General features: G+C 42.0%; 14 protein-coding genes. 4 read left to right on the top strand and 10 right to left on the bottom strand.

Translation table 11 applies throughout. The features are described from left to right. Positions 1-8: 8 nt before the first annotated feature. From B3763_RS18370 to B3763_RS18355, 4 genes are all read right to left on the bottom strand, one after another. Positions 9-1,100 carry an alpha/beta hydrolase gene (locus B3763_RS18370; RefSeq protein WP_286748316.1) on the bottom strand — a complete coding sequence of 364 codons (1,092 nt, stop codon included), beginning with the start codon at positions 1,098-1,100 and terminating at the stop codon, positions 9-11. A gap of 449 nt (positions 1,101-1,549) precedes the next feature. Next, positions 1,550-2,065 carry a transcription elongation factor GreB gene (gene greB, locus B3763_RS18365; RefSeq protein ID WP_286748315.1) on the bottom strand — a complete coding sequence of 172 codons (516 nt, stop codon included), beginning with the start codon at positions 2,063-2,065 and terminating at the stop codon, positions 1,550-1,552. Positions 2,066-2,651: 586 nt separating this feature from the next. Beyond that, positions 2,652-3,338, bottom strand: a complete 687-nt coding sequence (locus tag B3763_RS18360) for a hypothetical protein (RefSeq protein ID WP_286748314.1) — start codon at positions 3,336-3,338, stop codon at positions 2,652-2,654. 37 nt (positions 3,339-3,375) lie between these two features. Then, positions 3,376-4,410 carry a hypothetical protein gene (locus B3763_RS18355; protein WP_286748313.1) on the bottom strand — a complete coding sequence of 345 codons (1,035 nt, stop codon included), beginning with the start codon at positions 4,408-4,410 and terminating at the stop codon, positions 3,376-3,378. Between the two features lie 145 nt (positions 4,411-4,555). Between B3763_RS18355 and B3763_RS18350 the strand changes: the two genes are divergently transcribed. Genes B3763_RS18350 through B3763_RS18340 form a run of 3 tightly spaced genes read left to right on the top strand, consistent with a single transcriptional unit; the run spans position 4,556 to position 8,538 of the window. Continuing rightward, the gene (locus B3763_RS18350) at positions 4,556-5,071 is read left to right on the top strand and encodes an RNA polymerase sigma factor (protein ID WP_286748312.1); all 516 of its coding nucleotides are present in this window, start codon (positions 4,556-4,558) and stop codon (positions 5,069-5,071) included. A 49-nt stretch (positions 5,072-5,120) separates the two neighbouring features. Continuing rightward, a complete protein-coding gene (locus B3763_RS18345) occupies positions 5,121-6,032 on the top strand; it encodes a FecR family protein (RefSeq protein ID WP_286748311.1) in 912 nt (303 codons plus the stop codon). Next, positions 6,019-8,538 carry a TonB-dependent receptor gene (locus tag B3763_RS18340; protein ID WP_286748310.1) on the top strand — a complete coding sequence of 840 codons (2,520 nt, stop codon included), beginning with the start codon at positions 6,019-6,021 and terminating at the stop codon, positions 8,536-8,538. Before B3763_RS18345 ends, B3763_RS18340 begins: the two co-directional genes overlap by 14 nt. Positions 8,539-8,636: 98 nt before the next feature. On the opposite strand, the gene B3763_RS18335 is transcribed toward B3763_RS18340, so the two are convergent. The 5 genes from B3763_RS18335 to B3763_RS18315 all read right to left on the bottom strand — a co-directional run bounded on the left by B3763_RS18335 (position 8,637) and on the right by B3763_RS18315 (position 16,587). Then, positions 8,637-9,374 (bottom strand): hypothetical protein, encoded by a 738-nt coding sequence (locus tag B3763_RS18335; RefSeq protein ID WP_286748309.1) that lies wholly within the window; start codon positions 9,372-9,374, stop codon positions 8,637-8,639. Positions 9,375-10,940: 1,566 nt separating this feature from the next. After that, entirely contained in the window at positions 10,941-12,119 is a 1,179-nt protein-coding gene (locus B3763_RS18330; RefSeq protein ID WP_286748308.1) for a tetratricopeptide repeat protein, read from the bottom strand. A 29-nt stretch (positions 12,120-12,148) separates the two neighbouring features. Then, positions 12,149-14,677 carry a DNA gyrase subunit A gene (gene gyrA / locus B3763_RS18325; protein ID WP_189631315.1) on the bottom strand — a complete coding sequence of 843 codons (2,529 nt, stop codon included), beginning with the start codon at positions 14,675-14,677 and terminating at the stop codon, positions 12,149-12,151. A gap of 78 nt (positions 14,678-14,755) precedes the next feature. Then, positions 14,756-15,937: a hypothetical protein gene (locus tag B3763_RS18320; protein WP_286748307.1), complete on the bottom strand. Its 1,182-nt coding sequence runs from the start codon at positions 15,935-15,937 to the stop codon at positions 14,756-14,758. A gap of 209 nt (positions 15,938-16,146) precedes the next feature. After that, positions 16,147-16,587, bottom strand: coding sequence for a hypothetical protein (locus B3763_RS18315; RefSeq protein WP_189631317.1), 441 nt, complete (start codon positions 16,585-16,587; stop codon positions 16,147-16,149). Between the two features lie 187 nt (positions 16,588-16,774). Here B3763_RS18315 and B3763_RS18310 point away from each other — a divergent pair, with 187 nt between their 5' ends. Then, positions 16,775-17,122 (top strand): arsenate reductase family protein, encoded by a 348-nt coding sequence (locus B3763_RS18310; protein WP_286748306.1) that lies wholly within the window; start codon positions 16,775-16,777, stop codon positions 17,120-17,122. Between the two features lie 131 nt (positions 17,123-17,253). On the opposite strand, the gene B3763_RS18305 is transcribed toward B3763_RS18310, so the two are convergent. Continuing rightward, positions 17,254-18,159, bottom strand: coding sequence for a hydroxypyruvate isomerase family protein (locus B3763_RS18305; RefSeq protein WP_286748305.1), 906 nt, complete (start codon positions 18,157-18,159; stop codon positions 17,254-17,256). Between the last annotated feature and the right edge of the window lie 71 nt (positions 18,160-18,230).

Raw genomic sequence — 18,230 nt, 5'->3', positions numbered from 1 at the left:
AAAATACTCTATTGAAAGTGCCGATTAAACCAGGAAGAAACAATGCTCATGGCTTTTTTGCTGTGGCGTATACCTCCATGTGAAAGCCCTTCTAACACTACTGCCTCACCATTGCTAAATTCTGAAACAGCAACCGGGTAAGCCGAAGCCCGGAATACTTCGTCTTTACCTCCCGCTAAAACCAGCAGAGGTTGGTTTACAGCCCTTAAGCTCTCACGGTAATCATTGGGAGTCATGCTTTCAAATGCCCTGTAGGTATAATGACGAAAGGGGAACTGCTCCGGCAGATTAAAATATAGCACCGGCAAACTATCATACCGATGTTCTTGGAGCAGGTTCAGTATTTTTATTCCCAGAATCCTCCGGGAATGTGCTTTTAGCATTTGAGAACTATCGGGGGGGTCAGAAGATGGCACAGAAGTAGGGGAGTTTTCACCCAACAGAGGGGAAAATAAAACATAGCCGCCTACTTCGGGTACATTCTTCTTCATGGCATAGCGAAGAGCTATTCCACCGCCCATGGAATGTCCTGCCAGAATAATCTTGCGACTTGGTTTTTGCTTCATTAAAAAGGCCACTACATCGGCCAGGTCGTCCACGTACTGATCCACATAACTCACATCTCCTTTAATACCTTCGGAATTGCCATGGCCTCTAAAATCCAGGGCTATTACCTCAGCACCGGTGGCCTCACGCAACAGGCCTGCCGTTTTGTTGTACAGATAACCCGTAGAGAGAGCCGCATGGAGTAATAGAAAGGTGTAGTTACTTTCTGAGGTATAATGATAGGCCTGCAGCTTGTTTCCATCTCTCATGGTCATTTGAATCAGGTGATTGGCATATACCTGTTCAAAGCCAATGTCTTCCAACTCTTCTAAGGTTGGGGTAGAACTTTGAAAAGGAGAAAACTCCGGTGCTTCAGAGTGTATCAAACTAAGAGCCTGTTGAACAATGATATCCAAAGCCCCGGCCGTTTGAAGAGAGTCTCTCGCTTGTTGAGCATTGCCATTGCTCGCCAACATCAGCCAAGTGATACAGATCCCAATTAGCCCACGTGCTTTTGTTCTTCTTAACATTTTTCCTGAGTGATTTTTTTTCATAACCCTTTACTCAATTATTCGCAGCAAGGGCCTGAAAATCACACCGATAAGTATAAAACGAACAAGTCCGCTCAATCAACAATACCTAATTAACTCATAATCAACACTTAAAGTGAAGTGGGGTCGATGTCAAGGTCAGTCCTTTCTTAACATGGGTAAAGCCTTAAATCACGGGAGGTGCTCTATATATTAAGGCTTTATTCAGCCGCGTACACTTTCCATTCAGAGCCAGCAGTCGACCTCTCGGCCCATTCGCCATAGTTCAAATAATAGATTTCATTTAATGAGGGGTCTAACTTTACTAGCTCGTTCAAGCAAATACAGATAAAAGACCAATAACCCGTGGGCAAAAAAGAGATTCCGGATATCCGCTGCGCTACTTCCGGAATGACGTACTGATGGTGAGCTGGGCCACTCTTTGGTGATATGCAGTTCCTAAATGAATTATCCTACTTCTCGTACTCGATACTCATGATTTTCCAAACAAAATCACCCAATTTGGTCGTAACAATGGCTTCGTCACCTACTTGTTTACCAAGTAATGCTTTGGCCATGGGGGAGTCCATAGAGATATAATCTTTATTGCCAATAAGCTCTTCATAACCTACAATCCGGAAGCGATTATGAAGGCCTTTTGCTTCGTTTTTGATTTCTACCCAGGCGCCAAAATTTACTTTTCCTTCCTGGTTGGGGTGGTAGTTTATGACTTTAAAGTCATCGATACACTTCCTTAAATAACGAAGACGACTATCAATTTCTCTTAGCCGCTTTTTGTTGTAGTGGTAATCGGCATTTTCTGAACGGTCTCCCAGGCTGGCTGCCCACGACACCTTAGCGGTAACGTCCGGGCGTTCCACGCGCCACAAGTGATCATGTTCTTCCCTTAATTTTTGCATGCCTTCGGGAGTAATCATTTGCGAGCGATTGAGTTTGGGTAGCGTTGATTCAGGGATTTTTCGCCTCATGGTCAATGAGCAGGTTTTGACTTTTTAGCAAAATAAGCGAATGATCAGCAGTTTGTTGGTGCCAAATACATGAAAATAGGGCAATACGTTGCCTGAAACTTTCAGCAGATATTTGCAGAGTAATCGTGGACCACTCATAATCATCATTCCTTTGACATAAAACCTGACGTTATTGTACTGGCGTAGCGATAACTGATCTTATGTAAACCACTCCGTGGCTGCAAAACACTATAGTTGTTATATAATGGCCTGTGTTATGTTAAATCAGCTTTGGGATGGGGTCGGAATTAATGCTTTCAGGAAGGGAAGGAAAATTATACGCAACAGGAGGGGAGGTCTGGAACACTCTTTTGGCATTCTTGGATTGTGGAAGGATTTGAGCGAATGACAAATGTGTGTGGAAGAAAAGAGAGGGGAATGCGTTAGGGATAGAGGTAAAGTACCCCGCCTTCGTAATGGCACTGAGGATGGGCAGGCGTGTACTGCCGAAAGCCCGACTCGGAGGGGAACGTCCAAAGAAAAAAAGGTATAAAAAAAGGTCTGAGTTTAGTCACCCAGACCATCCTTATTAAAGTCAGAATGAAAACTACAATGTAATTTCCACTTCTGTTGCTAGATCAAGTCCGTCAGCAACAATGTCAAAGATCTCTGCATTGCTAGTTTCGCTAATTACGATTACTCCATCATTGTTCTTGATTGCAGCTGAAAGTTCATCTCTGGTAACTCCTGTAAACCATACAGCCGGATCAAAAGTAACCTCAGCCAATACACTGGCTCCTTCGCCAATAACAATTCTTCCTTCTTTCTCCACTTCAAAGGTTTCTCCTGAATTAAATTCAAAGCGGATTGGATGCGTTTCATCATTGGCATCCGTAAATGTTCCTTCAATTACAACTGAAGGATTATTGTTCTCATCTTGCAATTCCAGTTCCACTTCAACTTCAGCGTAAGTACCAATTGGAAAAACCAGGTCGCTCAAATCCGGAGTTGTAGCACCAGTTGCAAAATCAATATCTACGATCTGCTCAAGATCCACTTCAATAGAATCACCTTCATCCGTTTCTGCTTGGAATTGAATTTGTCTTAGTCTGATAGTACCAGAAGTGAATTGTAAGGTATTTGCTGCAATTCTCCCACCAGGGACGTTGATTGCTGAGCTATTACCCGTAAAACTCATGCTAACAGTAGCATTAGATGGTTCATCATCATCCCCGCAGGATACTAGTGTAAATGCAAGCATTAACATTGCTGCATACTTCGTTAATTGTTTCATTGTTTGTTTCATTTTAATTGTCCTTTTTGTTTAAAATTTAATTTGATGAAAGCTGCAGTCGTTTTGTGCCTTCTTCAGGGTCTTGATATTCCAGTGTGATTTGTGTTTGAGTATGCTCTGTTATTGTCCAGTTCTCATTTAGTAGAACGAGAGGCTCCTCTTCTGTATCGAATTCAATGGAAACTGATTTTGCGGTATCCGATAACTCAATATCCCATTCGCCTTCTACGACCTCAGCACCTTGAGATTGAAGTGTCATATCCTCATTGAATCGCAGGGTATAGCCAGAGAAAAGTGAAGTGTTCTCAACACTATCTGATTCATAGAAACTTACTTCCCAATCGGTCGATTTGAAAAGCATTCTTAGCTCTTCTTCAAAAATTTCTTCGAACTCTATAATGTCTTGCTCATCACATGAATTAGCCGCATTAGTTATGATGTTGGTCAGCTCTTCATTGGTAAAAGCTTCTAAGGTATTTCCGGTTGCATCAATCATCCTTACAGGATATTCAATGGTGGTGATCAAAACAGATGACGTAAAGGTGTTATATGCTTCTCGATCACTCGTTATTTCCCGGGAGTCTACATTTTCTGTGCGTGTATCAAATACCTGAATGGTGAACGGATAGATGAAATCAATACACTCATTGTCTGGATCACTTCCTCCTTCAATACAGCCATCTTGAATGGTTTCAAGCTCATCTTCATCATTCAAAGTAATTTCCGTATGATCGAACAAGATGACATTAAAAGGAAAAACCCAATCTACTTCTAATGCTCCAGCTCCCAGAGCCTCTACCTCAGTCAACGTCTGAAACACTTGTTCTTCATCTTCGAAAATTCCAGCGATTGGGAATATGACTGTTGTACAGCTTGATCGATCAATGATGTTGTCCGTAGAGCCATCTTTCGTGGCAACAGCTACAATTGATTGTGCTACCGGATCATTTGAAACGATCCCATCCATATCTATTTCTATTTCAGGTTCAATTTCATCCTGGCAGCTTGCCAAAGCCACTAGGCTGATACCTAAAATCAGGAGCTTTGCCAATATAGATAGTATATACTTCATTTCAATCAAAAAACAGAAAACCTAAAAAAATCCCTACCGACCGAAAATAATTTATTGAATTTACTTTCGAGTCTGAGTTGTGAAGCTTTAATTATAATAGGTTTGAGCACAATATCATATTGATGCTGATTCAGCACAGCGAGAAATGGATAAAAACGATAACGTATGTGAAGAGCGGGTTTTCAATCAGGTATTTTCGGATAATGCAAAGGACCTGTTTAATTTCCTGCATTTCAAATATCAAGATGAGGATGAAGCAAAGGACCTTGTGCAAGAGGTCTTTGGAAAGCTATGGGACAATTGCAAGAAGGTAACTATTGAAAAAGCAAGAGGATTTCTTTTTGTGTCAGCCAATAACTTGATGAAGAATATTTTATCAAAGAAAAATACTGCTCAAAAGCATCAGCCCTTTCTGAAAGTAGACGAGAGCAGCGTGGAGAATCCACAATATTTAATGGAGGAATCTGAATTTGAGCGCAAGTTGAATGATGCGCTCCAATCACTTCCGGAGGAACAGCGGGTGACCTTATTGCTGAAGCGGATAGAAGGCAAAAAACAAAAAGAGATTGCTGAAATGCTTGGTGTTTCAGAGAAGGCTATTGAGAAAAGACTTTATAAAGCAATGAGCACTTTGCGGGAGAAACTTGGAAACATTTTGTAATGAGCGGTAGGGAAATAATGGACATTTCGGTTTTTTGTAAAGAAGGAGCATGAAGAATGAAGAACTCATAAGGAAATGGCTCACAGATCAGCTTACAGAAGCAGAAGAAAAGCTTCTGAAGGATACCGATGAGTATGCCCAACTGGAAACAATATGGGCTAGCCTGAGTGTCGCAACTCCACCTGACTATTCTATTGAAGAGGAACTGGAGCGCTTCCATTCATCACATAACAAGCAAGCGAAAGTGGTTAAGGTGTCATGGCATCAGCGATGGATCGGAATTGCTGCCTCTGTAATTCTTATATCGATCATCGGATTTTTACTTCTTCGCCCTTCAATGGACACTGAGTCTGCCATGCTATCCGAAGGTTTGAAAGCTTATTATTTGCCAGACTCTTCCATAGTTACACTCAATAAAGGATCTGAGTTGGCTTATGAGACGGAAAAGTGGGCCACTTCACGTAAAGTGATGTTAGATGGAGAAGGATTTTTTCAAGTAAAAAAGGGTTCAACATTTGAAGTGGTGACCTCAAATGGTACAGTAAGCGTTTTGGGTACTTCATTTAATGTGAAACAACGTGGTGATTACTATGAAGTAATATGCTACGAGGGTAAGGTTGGGGTGGAAACTTCAAAACAATCACTAAAACTTATTGCTGGCGGTGGCTATCGCGAGGCTTCCCTTGGTGAAGAAAAATTTAATCTTAATGTTGACGATAAACCTGGTTACTTAATCGGTCAAAGTTCTTTCTTCAGGACTCCATATTATTCCGTATTGGAAGAGCTCGAAAATCAATATGACATTGTTGTTGAAACCAATGACATAGATCTAAACAAAACCTTCACAGGTAGCTTTCCAAACGATGACCTTGATGTAGCACTTGACGCTGTTACTATACCTTCCGGTTATCTTTATCAACAAAAGGATGATAAAGTACTAATCACTGGTGGGAAGGAATAATCTCAAAGTATGCTTATTTCTGCTTTTTGCTTTTTTCTTTTCAGCGAAAAGTGATGCTCAGGATGTTGGTAAAAAACCTCTGCGTGATGTTTTGGATCAACTGGAAGAACGGTTCTCTGTACGTTTTTCTTACATGGATCAGACCATTGATAGTATTCAGGTTCAGCCGCCTGGAACTGATCTTGACCTAGAATTATCTCTTGATAATCTGGAGGGCCAGGTAGCTCTTGATTTCATTACACTTGATGAGGGTTTTATTTCCATTCGAAGGCGGAAAGCGGTAATGAAAATTTGCGGGTATCTATTGGATAAAGACGATGGAAGTCCTGTTTCTGACGTACTCGTTTTCAATCAAAATACTTCTACCACCTCAGATCAAAATGGTTATTTCGAATTGGCAAATTCAGAAACTTCACCCAAACTACAAGTCAGTCACGTAAGTTATCAGGATCAGGCTTTAAGTTTTAATAACTCGTCAGAAGAATGCCCAACATTTTACCTCACCCCGTCCATTGAGCGGTTAGAGGAAGTTATCATCCAAAACTATATCACCAGGGGAATTGACAAGAGGGAAAATGGAGAAACGGTAGTGGACGTTCAAAACACCAACATGCTTCCGGGCTTGACTGAACCGGATATCTTTTTCACTTTACAAAATCTTCCGGGGATTCAAAGCATCAATGAAACAGTCACCGATATTAACATAAGAGGTGGATCTAATGATCAAAACCTGATTTTATGGGATGGGCTTAGGCTTTACCAAACGGGTCATTTTTTTGGGTTGATATCAGCGATCAACCCTCATATCATTGGAAAAACTACCCTTACCAAGAATGGTACACCTGCACGACTTGGAGAAGGGGTGTCCGGTACCATACAAGTAGAGACAAAAAAGAAAAGTGCGAGCGAGATCACAGCACATGCTGGCAGTAATCTGATCAATAGTGATTTGCTACTCGAGGTACCAACAGATAAGCTTCATTTACTTATCGCATCGAGGCAATCGGTTGGAGGTTTGTTTAATACACCTACATACGATCAATACTTTGATCGGGCATTTCGATTTTCTGATGTTATTATTAATGATCCAAACTCTCAAGTGATCAACTCAGATGAAAAATTCAGCTTTTATGATCTTTCATTCAATGCTAACTACAAACCTTCCTCTACTGCAGATATCAGGGGAGGTGTTCTGTTTCTGGACAATGGAATTAGCTATGAAGAAAGTGCTTTAGTGAGCAATAGAGTACAATCTAAAGTGAGCAATCTCGATCAGGGTACAATAGCTGGCTATCTTTCGTATAGTCAACGATGGTCAGATCGATTTAAAACCAGGTTTTATTCATCGATTATGAACTATAAACAAGAGTCAGTAAACTTTGACGTGCTGACTGGACAAGAACATATACTTGACAATGAAGTGCTGGAAACAACAATTAGAGCGCAAGGTTCTTACTTTCTAAAAGACACATGGGATGTAGAAGCCGGAGTTCAAATGGTGGAAACAGGGATTCGCAATTTCAGGAATATTAATCTACCCGCATTTCGTTCTTTAAGCAAAGAAGTACTTCGAACCACCAGCTTATATATGGAAAGTAATGCACACCTGCGAACACACACAACCATAGCTGCCGGAATCCGAGCCAATTACTTTGATAAGCTCGACAGGTATAGAATTGAGCCACGACTTGCTATAGTTACCAGACTTGGAGGACCTTTTTCTTTAGAAATTTTAGCGGAAACTAAAAGTCAAACCACTGCACAAGTTGTGGATTTTCAGACTGATTTTTTGGGTGTAGAGAATCGTAAATGGGAGTTAGTCAATGGTGAGAATATTCCCTTGCTGACCAGCGGTCAGGCTTCTGTGGGAGTAAATTATCAGAAGAAATGGCTATTGGTCTCCCTGGAGGGTTTTATGAAGGAAGTAAACGGTGTAGTAACCGCAAGTCAGGGGTTCCTGAATCAGTTCCAATTCGAGCGTACTTCGGGTAGTTATGTCTCTCGTGGAATGGAGTTATTGATCAATCCAAGTTTTGGGGATTTAGATAGCTGGATTACCTATTCATACCTAAACAGCGACTATACTTTTTCTGATCTTGTCCCACCGGAGTTTAGAAATAATTTCGATATTTCTCATGCCCTGTCAGTTGGGGTGACTTATCAGTTAAACAATCTTGAGCTTTCTTCCAGTGTGAATTACCGAAGTGGTGTGCCGTTTACAGAACCACAAGGAATTGATAACAATAATGATGAGATTGTTTTTGACTTTCCGAACGCAATGACGCTGGATTCTTATTTCCGAATGGATTTTTCGGCTAAGTATAAATTCGACATATCTGATAAATGGAGTGGTAACTGTGGGATTGCTGTTTGGAATCTGACCGACCGTGAAAACATTATTAACACTTTGTCGAGCATCACGGAGGATAGGGAATTGTCACAGGTAAATCAAAAAGCACTTGGTATTACCCCCAATGCGAGTGTTCGAATCTCATATAAGTTTTAAACGCTGTATAAAAGAAAAGGGCCCGAAGGCCCAAATCACCACCAAATATTTATGTAGTCCTAATTATTTGGAGTTAGATGTATCGCAAAAGGTCTTTATTAATCGTCATCACTTTCTTCCTCGTCCTCATCATCTTCATCTTCCTCTTCAGCCTCTAGTGCGACTTCAAGCTTTTCTACAATTTCTTGCATAAGGTCACTATTAGAATTTTCATTGATTCTGATCACGCCATCTTCATCAGCAACTAGCGAACTAAAATCGATAGACGAAAAGAGTACATCAAGGTCTAGCGTAACAAGTATCGCGTTTACTGTGCCTCCGTCTAAAACAAATCCGGCTTCATTTTCAATTTCAAGTTCAAATTCTTCTGCTGTAGAGAACTCAACAAAAGTTGGTTCCGTAGCACCTTCAGGAGTGAAGTTGAAATTTACTATAAGGGTTTTATCGCCTTCTAGTATGTTTTCAAATTCTACTTCCACTTCTTGGTAAACACCTGCAAGAAGCTCTGAAAGTCCAAAATCAGGATCGCTGGTTCCAGTAAGAAGATTGATAATGAAGTTGCCTTCAAATTCCACCTCTTCATTTTCATCTTCTCCATTTTCTTCTTCTTCCAAGTCTTCTTCAAGGGTTTCTAATTCTATTTCAGTAACACCGGCAAATACTTCAGTAAAAGTGTATCCGGTATTGGCCACACGTCCCCGAGTAGGGGCAGTAGTGCCTGTGACTGCTCTCATTTCAAAACTTGCCTGAGCGGTTGGGATATTTTCATCTTCTCCGCAGCTCTGAATCAATATGGCTGAAAAAGCGATTAGCGCAACTAAAATTATTCTTTTCATGATTTTCATATTTTGTGTTTAATCAGAAAACCGAAAAGTCAAGAAAATCCCTACCGGATATTTTAATCTTTTATACCAATAAAAGTTAAGGGTAGGAGAGTTGACCGAAAAAGTCCCTATTCATAAGGGACTATAGAAACACCGAACTCATAGCGGCCGATGCGAATGACATATGAAAATAGCCAATGATGCCGCCAAAACTTGATAGCAAAAGACCACTTTTGATGAAGAACCACAAAAGCCCAACCTCTGTGAAATAAGCAGCGAAAACACCTGTGTACCAATAGCTTATAATCTTTCATAATAGTAAAAATCAAAAGCCCCCTAAAAAGGGAGCTCTGAGATGGAAAACTCTAACCACATGAAGCGACAATAAAAGTCTAAGAACCCGAATGAATGGGAACACCGAAACCTCAAAGCTGTGCCGGAATGCCACACACCAAACCACCAAAGACCAAGAAACCGATAACGTAACAAATACTTGTACATAATAAAATAAGATAAAAGTGAAACCCCGGTAACCACACCAGGGAAAGCGGTTTGACCCGGAAGGTCTGAGGCAAATGCAAGGGGCAAGGCTGGTTTACGGTGTGATTGGTTTGAGCGGTGGCTAAATAAGCCTTGATTCTTTTACCCTTGTCATTTCCTGAAGAGCAACCGGAACTTTGCTTTTCTCTGTGGGGAATACCTAAGTATCAATATTATGTTAAGTAGAATTATCAATCAGAAAGGTGGGTGGGTTGCCAAAACACCGGGCCAGCGTCTGGCCATGCGGGTTGAAGGTTTGTTTTGGCTTGATTTTTTGAATACTTTTTTATCTAAGAAAAAAGTATTTGCCAGCCCGGCACGAGGGCAATGCGAACACAGATAAGAGAAAGACAACCTGTGAGCCATACTGCCATTAGCAAGGAGATTGTCACGTCACCAATCAGCCAACTGGCTGATTGGTTCCTCACAATGACGCTCTTTGGTGATGGACGCTGCGGACAGAGCGCGTTGGATAAAGCAAGTGTATTACAGGCAATTTTCTAACGCCTGAGAATCGCGTAGATGAATTAATCCTGTACGAATGATCATGTATCGTAAAATACAACGTCACAATTGCCTGGAATTCTCTTGCTGTTGAATGGCCAATATCCAGCCTTAGCTGGAAGTGGGTGGGCTGAAAGCAATTAATAGGCGCTTGGATCAGCGGAAGGTGTGCGATGGATCGTGCGCTGGCCGAAGCGGCTATTTAAAATAAAACTAATTATATAACATGGACACGAGATGAACTCGTTGAGCAATGACCCCAAGTACTGAGTTCCAAGAAACGAATAGTCACGGTCCAGCTTAGCTGGTTAATATAATATGAAATTATATAACAGAGAGTCGGGATTAGCTAAGCGTGAATTCCCTTAACATAAAACCTACAGTTATCTCACTAAAGTGTAGATAACGGTTTTATGTTAAATACTCGCTATGCTTGTATTACAGGAATTATTAGGGGTTTGTTATATAATTTACATTATGTTAAATAATAAATTCATTTATAAAGGGAGGCTCCTCAACCTCCCTTTATTCTGATTAGTTACCTCCTTCGAGTTTTTCTAATCTATCCAATATCTCATCACGCTTAGCGTCCATTCCTAACTGATCATAGATGGTGCTCAACGGTCTTAGTGAGTACACATCGTTCGGATCTGCAGCAACTGCCTTTTCGAACATTGGCATGGCTTCTTTGAATTTAGCCAGAGCCTTGTCTTTTAGCTCCTTATATTTCGCATCATCATCCATTGTGCTATTGGCCTCAGTCATAAAGGCCGCACCTTTATTATAGATTACTGAAGCGGCTACGTATAGAGCTTCTGCGTAGTTAGGGTCTAGCTCTAGCGCTTTTTTAGCGTTCTTCTCGGCATCATCCAGGTTATCGTTGTTCCATTGCAGGTAAGCCAACATGTAGTAGATATTTTTTTCAGCATTACCACCTTCGATAAGCTTCTTGAGGTTTTCAATGGCCTCGTCCATTTTCTTAGTCTGAATAAGTACATCTACCTCCCACTGTCTGTAAATATCATCTTCAGGGAAAGCCTTCTGAGCTGCTCTGATTGAAGCCAAGGCTTCATCGAACATCTCGTTCTCCATTTGGTGCTGAATAACCATGTTGTAGGCGTAGTTCTTATTCTCGTACTCCTCATCGTAAGCAATTACTTTCTTGTAGTACTCATAAGCCACATCATCGGCTTCTGCATTCTGTGCAGCATAACCTACGAAGAAATCTTTGGCAATTTCAGTTCTAATCATGGTGGCTACGCGCAGCAACTGGTAGGCTGTTTCGTAATCTTCCTCTTCCAGCGCTTTATTACCTCTATCTAGCAAGAAAGCTTCTAACTGGCCAAGGCCACCACCACCAAGGGTTTTGGTCGGATCCTGAGGGTTTACCACCGCTTCTTTCATCAGGTCTTCTTTCACTTTATCGCCACCCTTTTCTATAGCTTTTTGGTACCACTCATAGCTGGTTTTAGCCAACTCGGCATCGGTTTTCCCATCTTGTACATATTTCTCTTTATAAATATCGCCCAGCAATATGTATACATCCGCTTCTGCACCGGTTTCAGCATCTTGAGTAGCCTGAGTAGCCAGCTCAATAGCCGACTCCATTTCGCCCTTTCTAAAGGCTTTCTGAGCGTCTTTAAGTACTTTCTTTTGTGCAAACGCTCCCATTACCAGAAATGAAAGCGCAAATGTGAAAAACAGTTTTTTCATGAGTATTAGTCTAATTTTAGTTTCAATAATTATTCAGTAGTTTCTGAGGTGGTCTCTTCTCCGCCCTCATTGTTTTCATCGGTAAGCTCATTGTCAAGCTCCGCATCTTCTTCCATTTGTTCAATTTTTTCTACAGAAGAAATCTCATCGCCTTCCTGCAGTCTGATTAGTTTAACGCCCTGGGTAGCTCTACCCATTACACGCAAATCAGCTACAGAAATTCTAATGGTAATTCCCGATTTATTGATAATCATCAAGTCATCAGAGTCGATTACCTCTTTGATAGACACTAAGTTACCTGTTTTTTCAGTAATGTTAATGGTCTTTACGCCTTTACCACCTCGCTTGGTAATTCGGTAATCATCTATTGGAGAGCGCTTTCCGTAGCCTTTTTCAGAAACGACTAACAGATTAGCATCATCTCTAGAAACACATACCATGCCAATTACCTTATCATCGTCACCTTCAAGGGTTACTCCCCTCACTCCTGCAGCCGTACGACCCATGGCCCGTACATCGCTCTCGTGGAAGTGAACTACCTTGCCACTACGCTTACCAATAATGATGTGGTTATCGCCATTGGTAAGTTTTACTTCCAGCAGACGATCGCCTTCGTGGATAGTAATGGCATTGATTCCGTTGGTTCTCGGACGTGAATAAGCTTCAAGCGAAGTTTTCTTAATAGTACCAGACTCTGTACACATCACCACATAGTGGTTGTTTATGTAGTCTTCGTCTTTCAGGTCTTCGGCATTAATTACAGCCCGTATTTTATCACCGGGTTCAATATTGAGCAGGTTCTGAACGGGACGTCCTTTAGAAACCTTGCTTCCTTCCGGTAATTCCCATACTTTTTTCCAGAACACTTTACCAAACTCTGTGAAAATGAGCAGGTAATTGTGAGTCCATCCGGTGAATAGATACTCGGTAAAGTCATCGTCTTTGGTAGCGGCACCTCTGGCGCCCACACCTCCGCGGCCTTGTCTTCTATATTCTGATAATAGGGTACGCTTAATATATCCCTGATGCGAGATGGTGATAATCATCTCTTCGTTCGGGATCATATCTTCGGTGGTGAAGTCTTCGGCCGAATGGACTATGTCTGTTCTTCGCTCATCACCATAGCGATCGCGAAGTTCAATCAGCTCGTCTTTAATAATACCCATTCGAAGCTCCTCTTTCTCAAGAATCTCCTTCAAGCGGGCAATGAGCTCCATAATCTCTTCGTACTCTTTCTTAATCTTATCGCGTTCAAGGCCTGTCAAACGCTGAAGTCGCATTTCCAGAATAGCTTTGGCCTGAATCTCTGACAGACCAAACTTATCTATTAGCCCATTTTTGGCTATTTCCGGATCTCTGGACGAACGAATGAGATTGATCACTTCATCGAGGTTATCGAGTGCAATGAGGTATCCTTCCAAAATATGAGCACGCTTTTCAGCTTCGTTAAGCTCATACTGCGTTCTACGGATAACCACCTCGTGCCGGTGATCTACATAATTCTTGATGAGGTCTTTGAGGTTGAGGGTGTATGGTCGGCCTTTCACCAAAGCCACATTGTTCACCCCAAACGAAGATTGCAACTGGGTATACTTAAACAAATTGTTTAAGACCACGTTTCCAATTGCATCTTTTTTAAGCTCATACACAATGCGTAATCCACTCCGGTCAGACTCATCGCGAATATCGGAAATACCCTCAATCTTCTTTTCATTGACCAAAGCCGCAGTCTTTTCAATCATGCTGGCTTTATTGACCATGTAAGGAATTTCCGTAACGATAATTTGCTCTCTTCCACTCTTGGTGGTCTCAATGTCGGCCTTAGCTCGCAGCACAATTCTTCCTCTTCCGGTTTCGAAAGCCGACTTTACCCCGGTATAGCCATAAATGGTACCTCCCGTTGGGAAGTCGGGAGCGGTTATGTGCTCCATCAATTCGGCTATGGTAATGTCATTGTTTTCTATGTAGGCAATGGTACCGTTTACTACCTCCGTAAGGTTATGAGGTGCCATGTTGGTGGCCATACCCACTGCAATACCGGAAGAACCATTGACCAACAAGCAGGGCAATTTACCCGGCAATACGGTAGGCTCTTTGAGGGAGTCATCGAAGTTGAGCTGAAAATCGACCGTATCTTTGTTGATATCGGCCAGCATTTCTTCTGCAATGCGCTTTAGCCTGGCCTCGGTATAACGCATGGCCGCGGGCGAATCGCCATCGATGGAACCAAAGTTACCCTGCCCATCGACCAGCGGATAGCGCAACGACCACTCCTGGGCCATACGCACCATGGTATCGTATACTGAAGAGTCACCGTGTGGGTGATACTTACCCAACACCTCTCCTACAATTCTAGCTGATTTTTTATATGGTTTATTCCAGTTGACCCCAAGGTCGAGCATTCCGTAAAGTACCCTTCTGTGTACAGGTTTTAGTCCATCTCGAACATCTGGTAATGCCCTTGAGATAATCACCGACATGGAGTAGTCGATGTAGGCACCCCGCATCTCATCTTCTATGTTTATCGGGATGATTGTTTCCTTGTCTCCTTCTGCCATAAATTGGTTAAAAAGTCCGTTTGATTAAGGCGGCAAGATACCAAAAAATATCCGATCGACAGGGCAAAAACCAAGGGTTTAATTGCCTTTTCCGCTGCCTTTTTTCGACTTCTTTTGTTTGATGATTGGAAAGAATGAGCCTCCGGGTTTTCGCCTTACCCGGTTTTGACCGTAGCGTGGGTTTTGCTTTTTATAAAATGGCCTTCCCCGATACATTTTTCCGTTGAAAACATGCTCCATTTGCACCTGATTGGCCACGTACCGGTTGCGCGGATAGGTAGGGTATTTGAGCAAAAGCCCCAGGTCTATGCTAAACATGGTGAACTTGTGCGGCATACTGATGGCGTCATCGGCCAAGGTATAGGACCGCATTTCAAACGAAGGTCTTATGTAGCCTTTAAAGTATTTGGAAAAGGTGGTTTGAAACATGAGCCCCACATTGAAGAAGGGATCGTAAGTTACCTGTTCCTTATTTACCTGTGAAGCTTTTATCTTCCACACTCCGCCATACACATCGGCCAACATGGAAAAATCGCCCAGCGAGTAAAAGTTATAGCTTACAGAGCCAAAAAGCTTGGTGGTGGATAGTTTGGTTTCAGGAAGGCTGTAGCGCCTGAGTATTGGATCTACATCTTGCTCTGAAGAGGGATGCCTGAATTTCATTGCCCCAAAGCCAATACCTCCCCCTACTCGGATCAGGTCATCGTCCAGATAGCGCTTCTCTCCTGTTCGTTCAAAATGTCCTCTGTCTAATTTTTTTAGACTAAGAGAAACGCGCAACGTAAGCGGATTGTATCGGCCTGAGTTGCTGTATGCAAAGCTTGCCGTATCGGTGCGTACAATCTGACTGTCATCGTCTATATAATCAACGGTTGTGGTTTCCAAACGATTGAACCAGTTAGTATATCCTGTTGCGGGTAGATTGGTGCCGGTTTCTTCTCCAAGAGGCACCAGGTATAAAAGGTCATTTCTGGGGTTTCGGATTACTGAAATTCCCTCCAGCGGATTATGATAGGCAAAGTAGCCATAGCTCTTTTCAATCTGAAAATTGAATCGGTTGAGCATTTTGCGCACAGGGCTCACTAACTGACGTTCCAGAGCTTTTTGGCGCTCTTCCGGAGTCACTCCCTCTTCCAGCACAAAGCCTTGAATTTCGCTCTTCTTCTTTTTGTTCTTTTTCTTGAAAAGTTGCGCATGGCCGCTTACGGGAGCCAAAAGGCATAGGCATAGAAAAATGATTTGCCAGTGTTTAATCTTCAAGCGAATGGTATTTTCTTCTAATAAAGACAAACCTATTCAATTATTATGGAATGCGTAAAAAAAGACCACGAATTGAAGCGGTTTATGGTTTAAAAATGAAACGTACTGCCTGTATGGAATAAAGCGCCAATGGGTTCCAAGTAAGGACTGGACACAAAAAAAGACTGCCTTGGGGCAGTCTCTTTTCGTTTTTAGTATGTTAAGGTTGATTAAGGCTTTTCTACTAAATCGGCCATGAAAGCATCTACTTTGGCCTTAGCATCGCCACCTTGAGCGTAAGCTTTTTTAACAGCGTTATATTTTGAAGCACCTAAGCTATGTTTAGCCAATGTAGTTACTACACTAGTGGCAGCCTGTTGCTTTTCTTTAATTTCTTTGTTCACCAGGTTTAAGAATTGCTTTTCCCAATCTTTGGCCGGCTCGCCTTGTTTAGACCTCAACTCTTGAAATCGTTGGCCGGTCATACCCTCTTGTCTTGCAATAAGATCGTTCACCATTGGGCTAATTTTGTCAGTGATTGCTTTTTGAGCTAGAAGAATCACTGCATAATCTTTGTAATCCTGATCGGTCAATTCATCTTGTGCCATAGAGGCAACAGATACGAAGGCAAAGCAAACAGCGGCTAAAACAACTCTAGATAGTCTTTTCATGGTCTTTTTTGATTTTTAGTTTAAGAAAGGCTAGCAACCTCTCTCCCTCAGTTTAGTAGTTTAGTTATTTTTTACAGCGTCACAAGAAAGATGATTTGTTCAAAACATACAAGTGAAAGTTTTCCAAAATTGATTCGGAACGGATAATTTTGGCCGTTTTATTGGAAAAGGACAAATAAAATTAAAGATGAGAAAAGTTTACTACCTCTCTACCTGCAATACCTGTAAGCGCATTATGGATGGTTTCGATTTGTCAGGTTTTGAAACACAAGACATTAAAAACGAACCAATTACACCCGACCAGCTTAGTGAAATGAGAGCTCTTGCCGGAAGCTACGAAAGCCTTTTTAGTAAGGTGGCCAGAAAATACAGATTGCTTGGGCTTCATGAAAAAGAACTTTCTGAAGATGAAATGAAGCAGCATATCTTAAATGAGTACACTTTTCTGAAGCGTCCGGTGTTTCTGATTGATGGCGAAATATTTATAGGTAACAGTAAGAAAACCGTTGAAGCCATTGCCCAAAAACTGAACTGAGCCGATAAATACGCTGCTCACTGATGGTTTTTAAATACTGAGGGTGAAAGGGTGATTTGGAATTCCCCCTCTCCCTTTGCTATATTCATTCTAAGCATTTGCAAAACCACACTTACAATCGCTCCGGGTCATCAGAATGAATCACTTTTACGGTATGCCTCAATAACGGCCATTTCTCCATCAGCTCCGGGCCGACTGTTACCATGCTCCATCCCTATTATTCCATTAAATCCTTTGGCATGAATATGTTTGAACACATTGAGATAATTGATTTCTCCTGTAGTTGGCTCTCTCCTTCCCGGATTATCGCCTACCTGAAAGTATGCAATCTCCTCCCATGAGGCCTCTATGTTAGGAATGAGGTTGCCCTCGGTTATCTGCTGGTGGTATATATCGAACAGAATTTTACAGGAAGGACTATCTACGGCTTTACAAATCTCATAGGCTTGTGCCGCTTTGGTCAAAAATAAACCGGGGTGATCGCGCTTATTTAGAGGCTCCAGTACCATTACGAGTCCATGGGGTTCCAGAATTTCAGCGGCCCGCTTGAGGCTTTCTACCACATGGGCGGTCTGGTAACCCATGTCTTTTCTTAGGTCTACATGCCCGGGTACCACGGTCATCCACTTAGCATTTACACGCTTGGCTACCTCTACCGATTCTTGAATTTCTTTTAGAAAGAGCTCTCTGCCCTCGGCTTTTCCACCGGCCAGGTTAGGCTCAGTCCAAAAAATAGTATGGGCCACAAAAACACCCATTTGCATGTTATGCTTTTCCAATCGCGCTGCAATCTGCCGTTGCTGCTCTAAGGGGCGTTTTTTCATGTCGTTGTCTTCCAACGACCGAAAGCCATGTTCGGCCATAAAATCGAGTTCATTTAAAACGCCTCCCGGGGCCGAATGTCTGAACATACCAAAGTGAGGCGCGTAGTTTAGCTGAAAAGTCTCTGCCCTTGTCGAAGAACGGCTCCACTGGTGGGGGAAAACTGAAAGTGCACTGGCCAGAAGGCTGCTACCCAAAAATTTTCTACGGTCCATGAATGAATATTTTGGGGAAGATAAAGATTAAAGCCCTATTGCATCAACTAAACACGGCCTTAATTGAATTG

The organism is Roseivirga sp. UBA1976, assembly GCF_002336325.1.
Classification (GTDB): Bacteria; Bacteroidota; Bacteroidia; order Cytophagales; family Cyclobacteriaceae; genus Roseivirga; species Roseivirga thermotolerans.
Note: the sequence above shows the minus strand (reverse complement) of the source record. Positions and strands in the feature narration are given on the sequence as shown.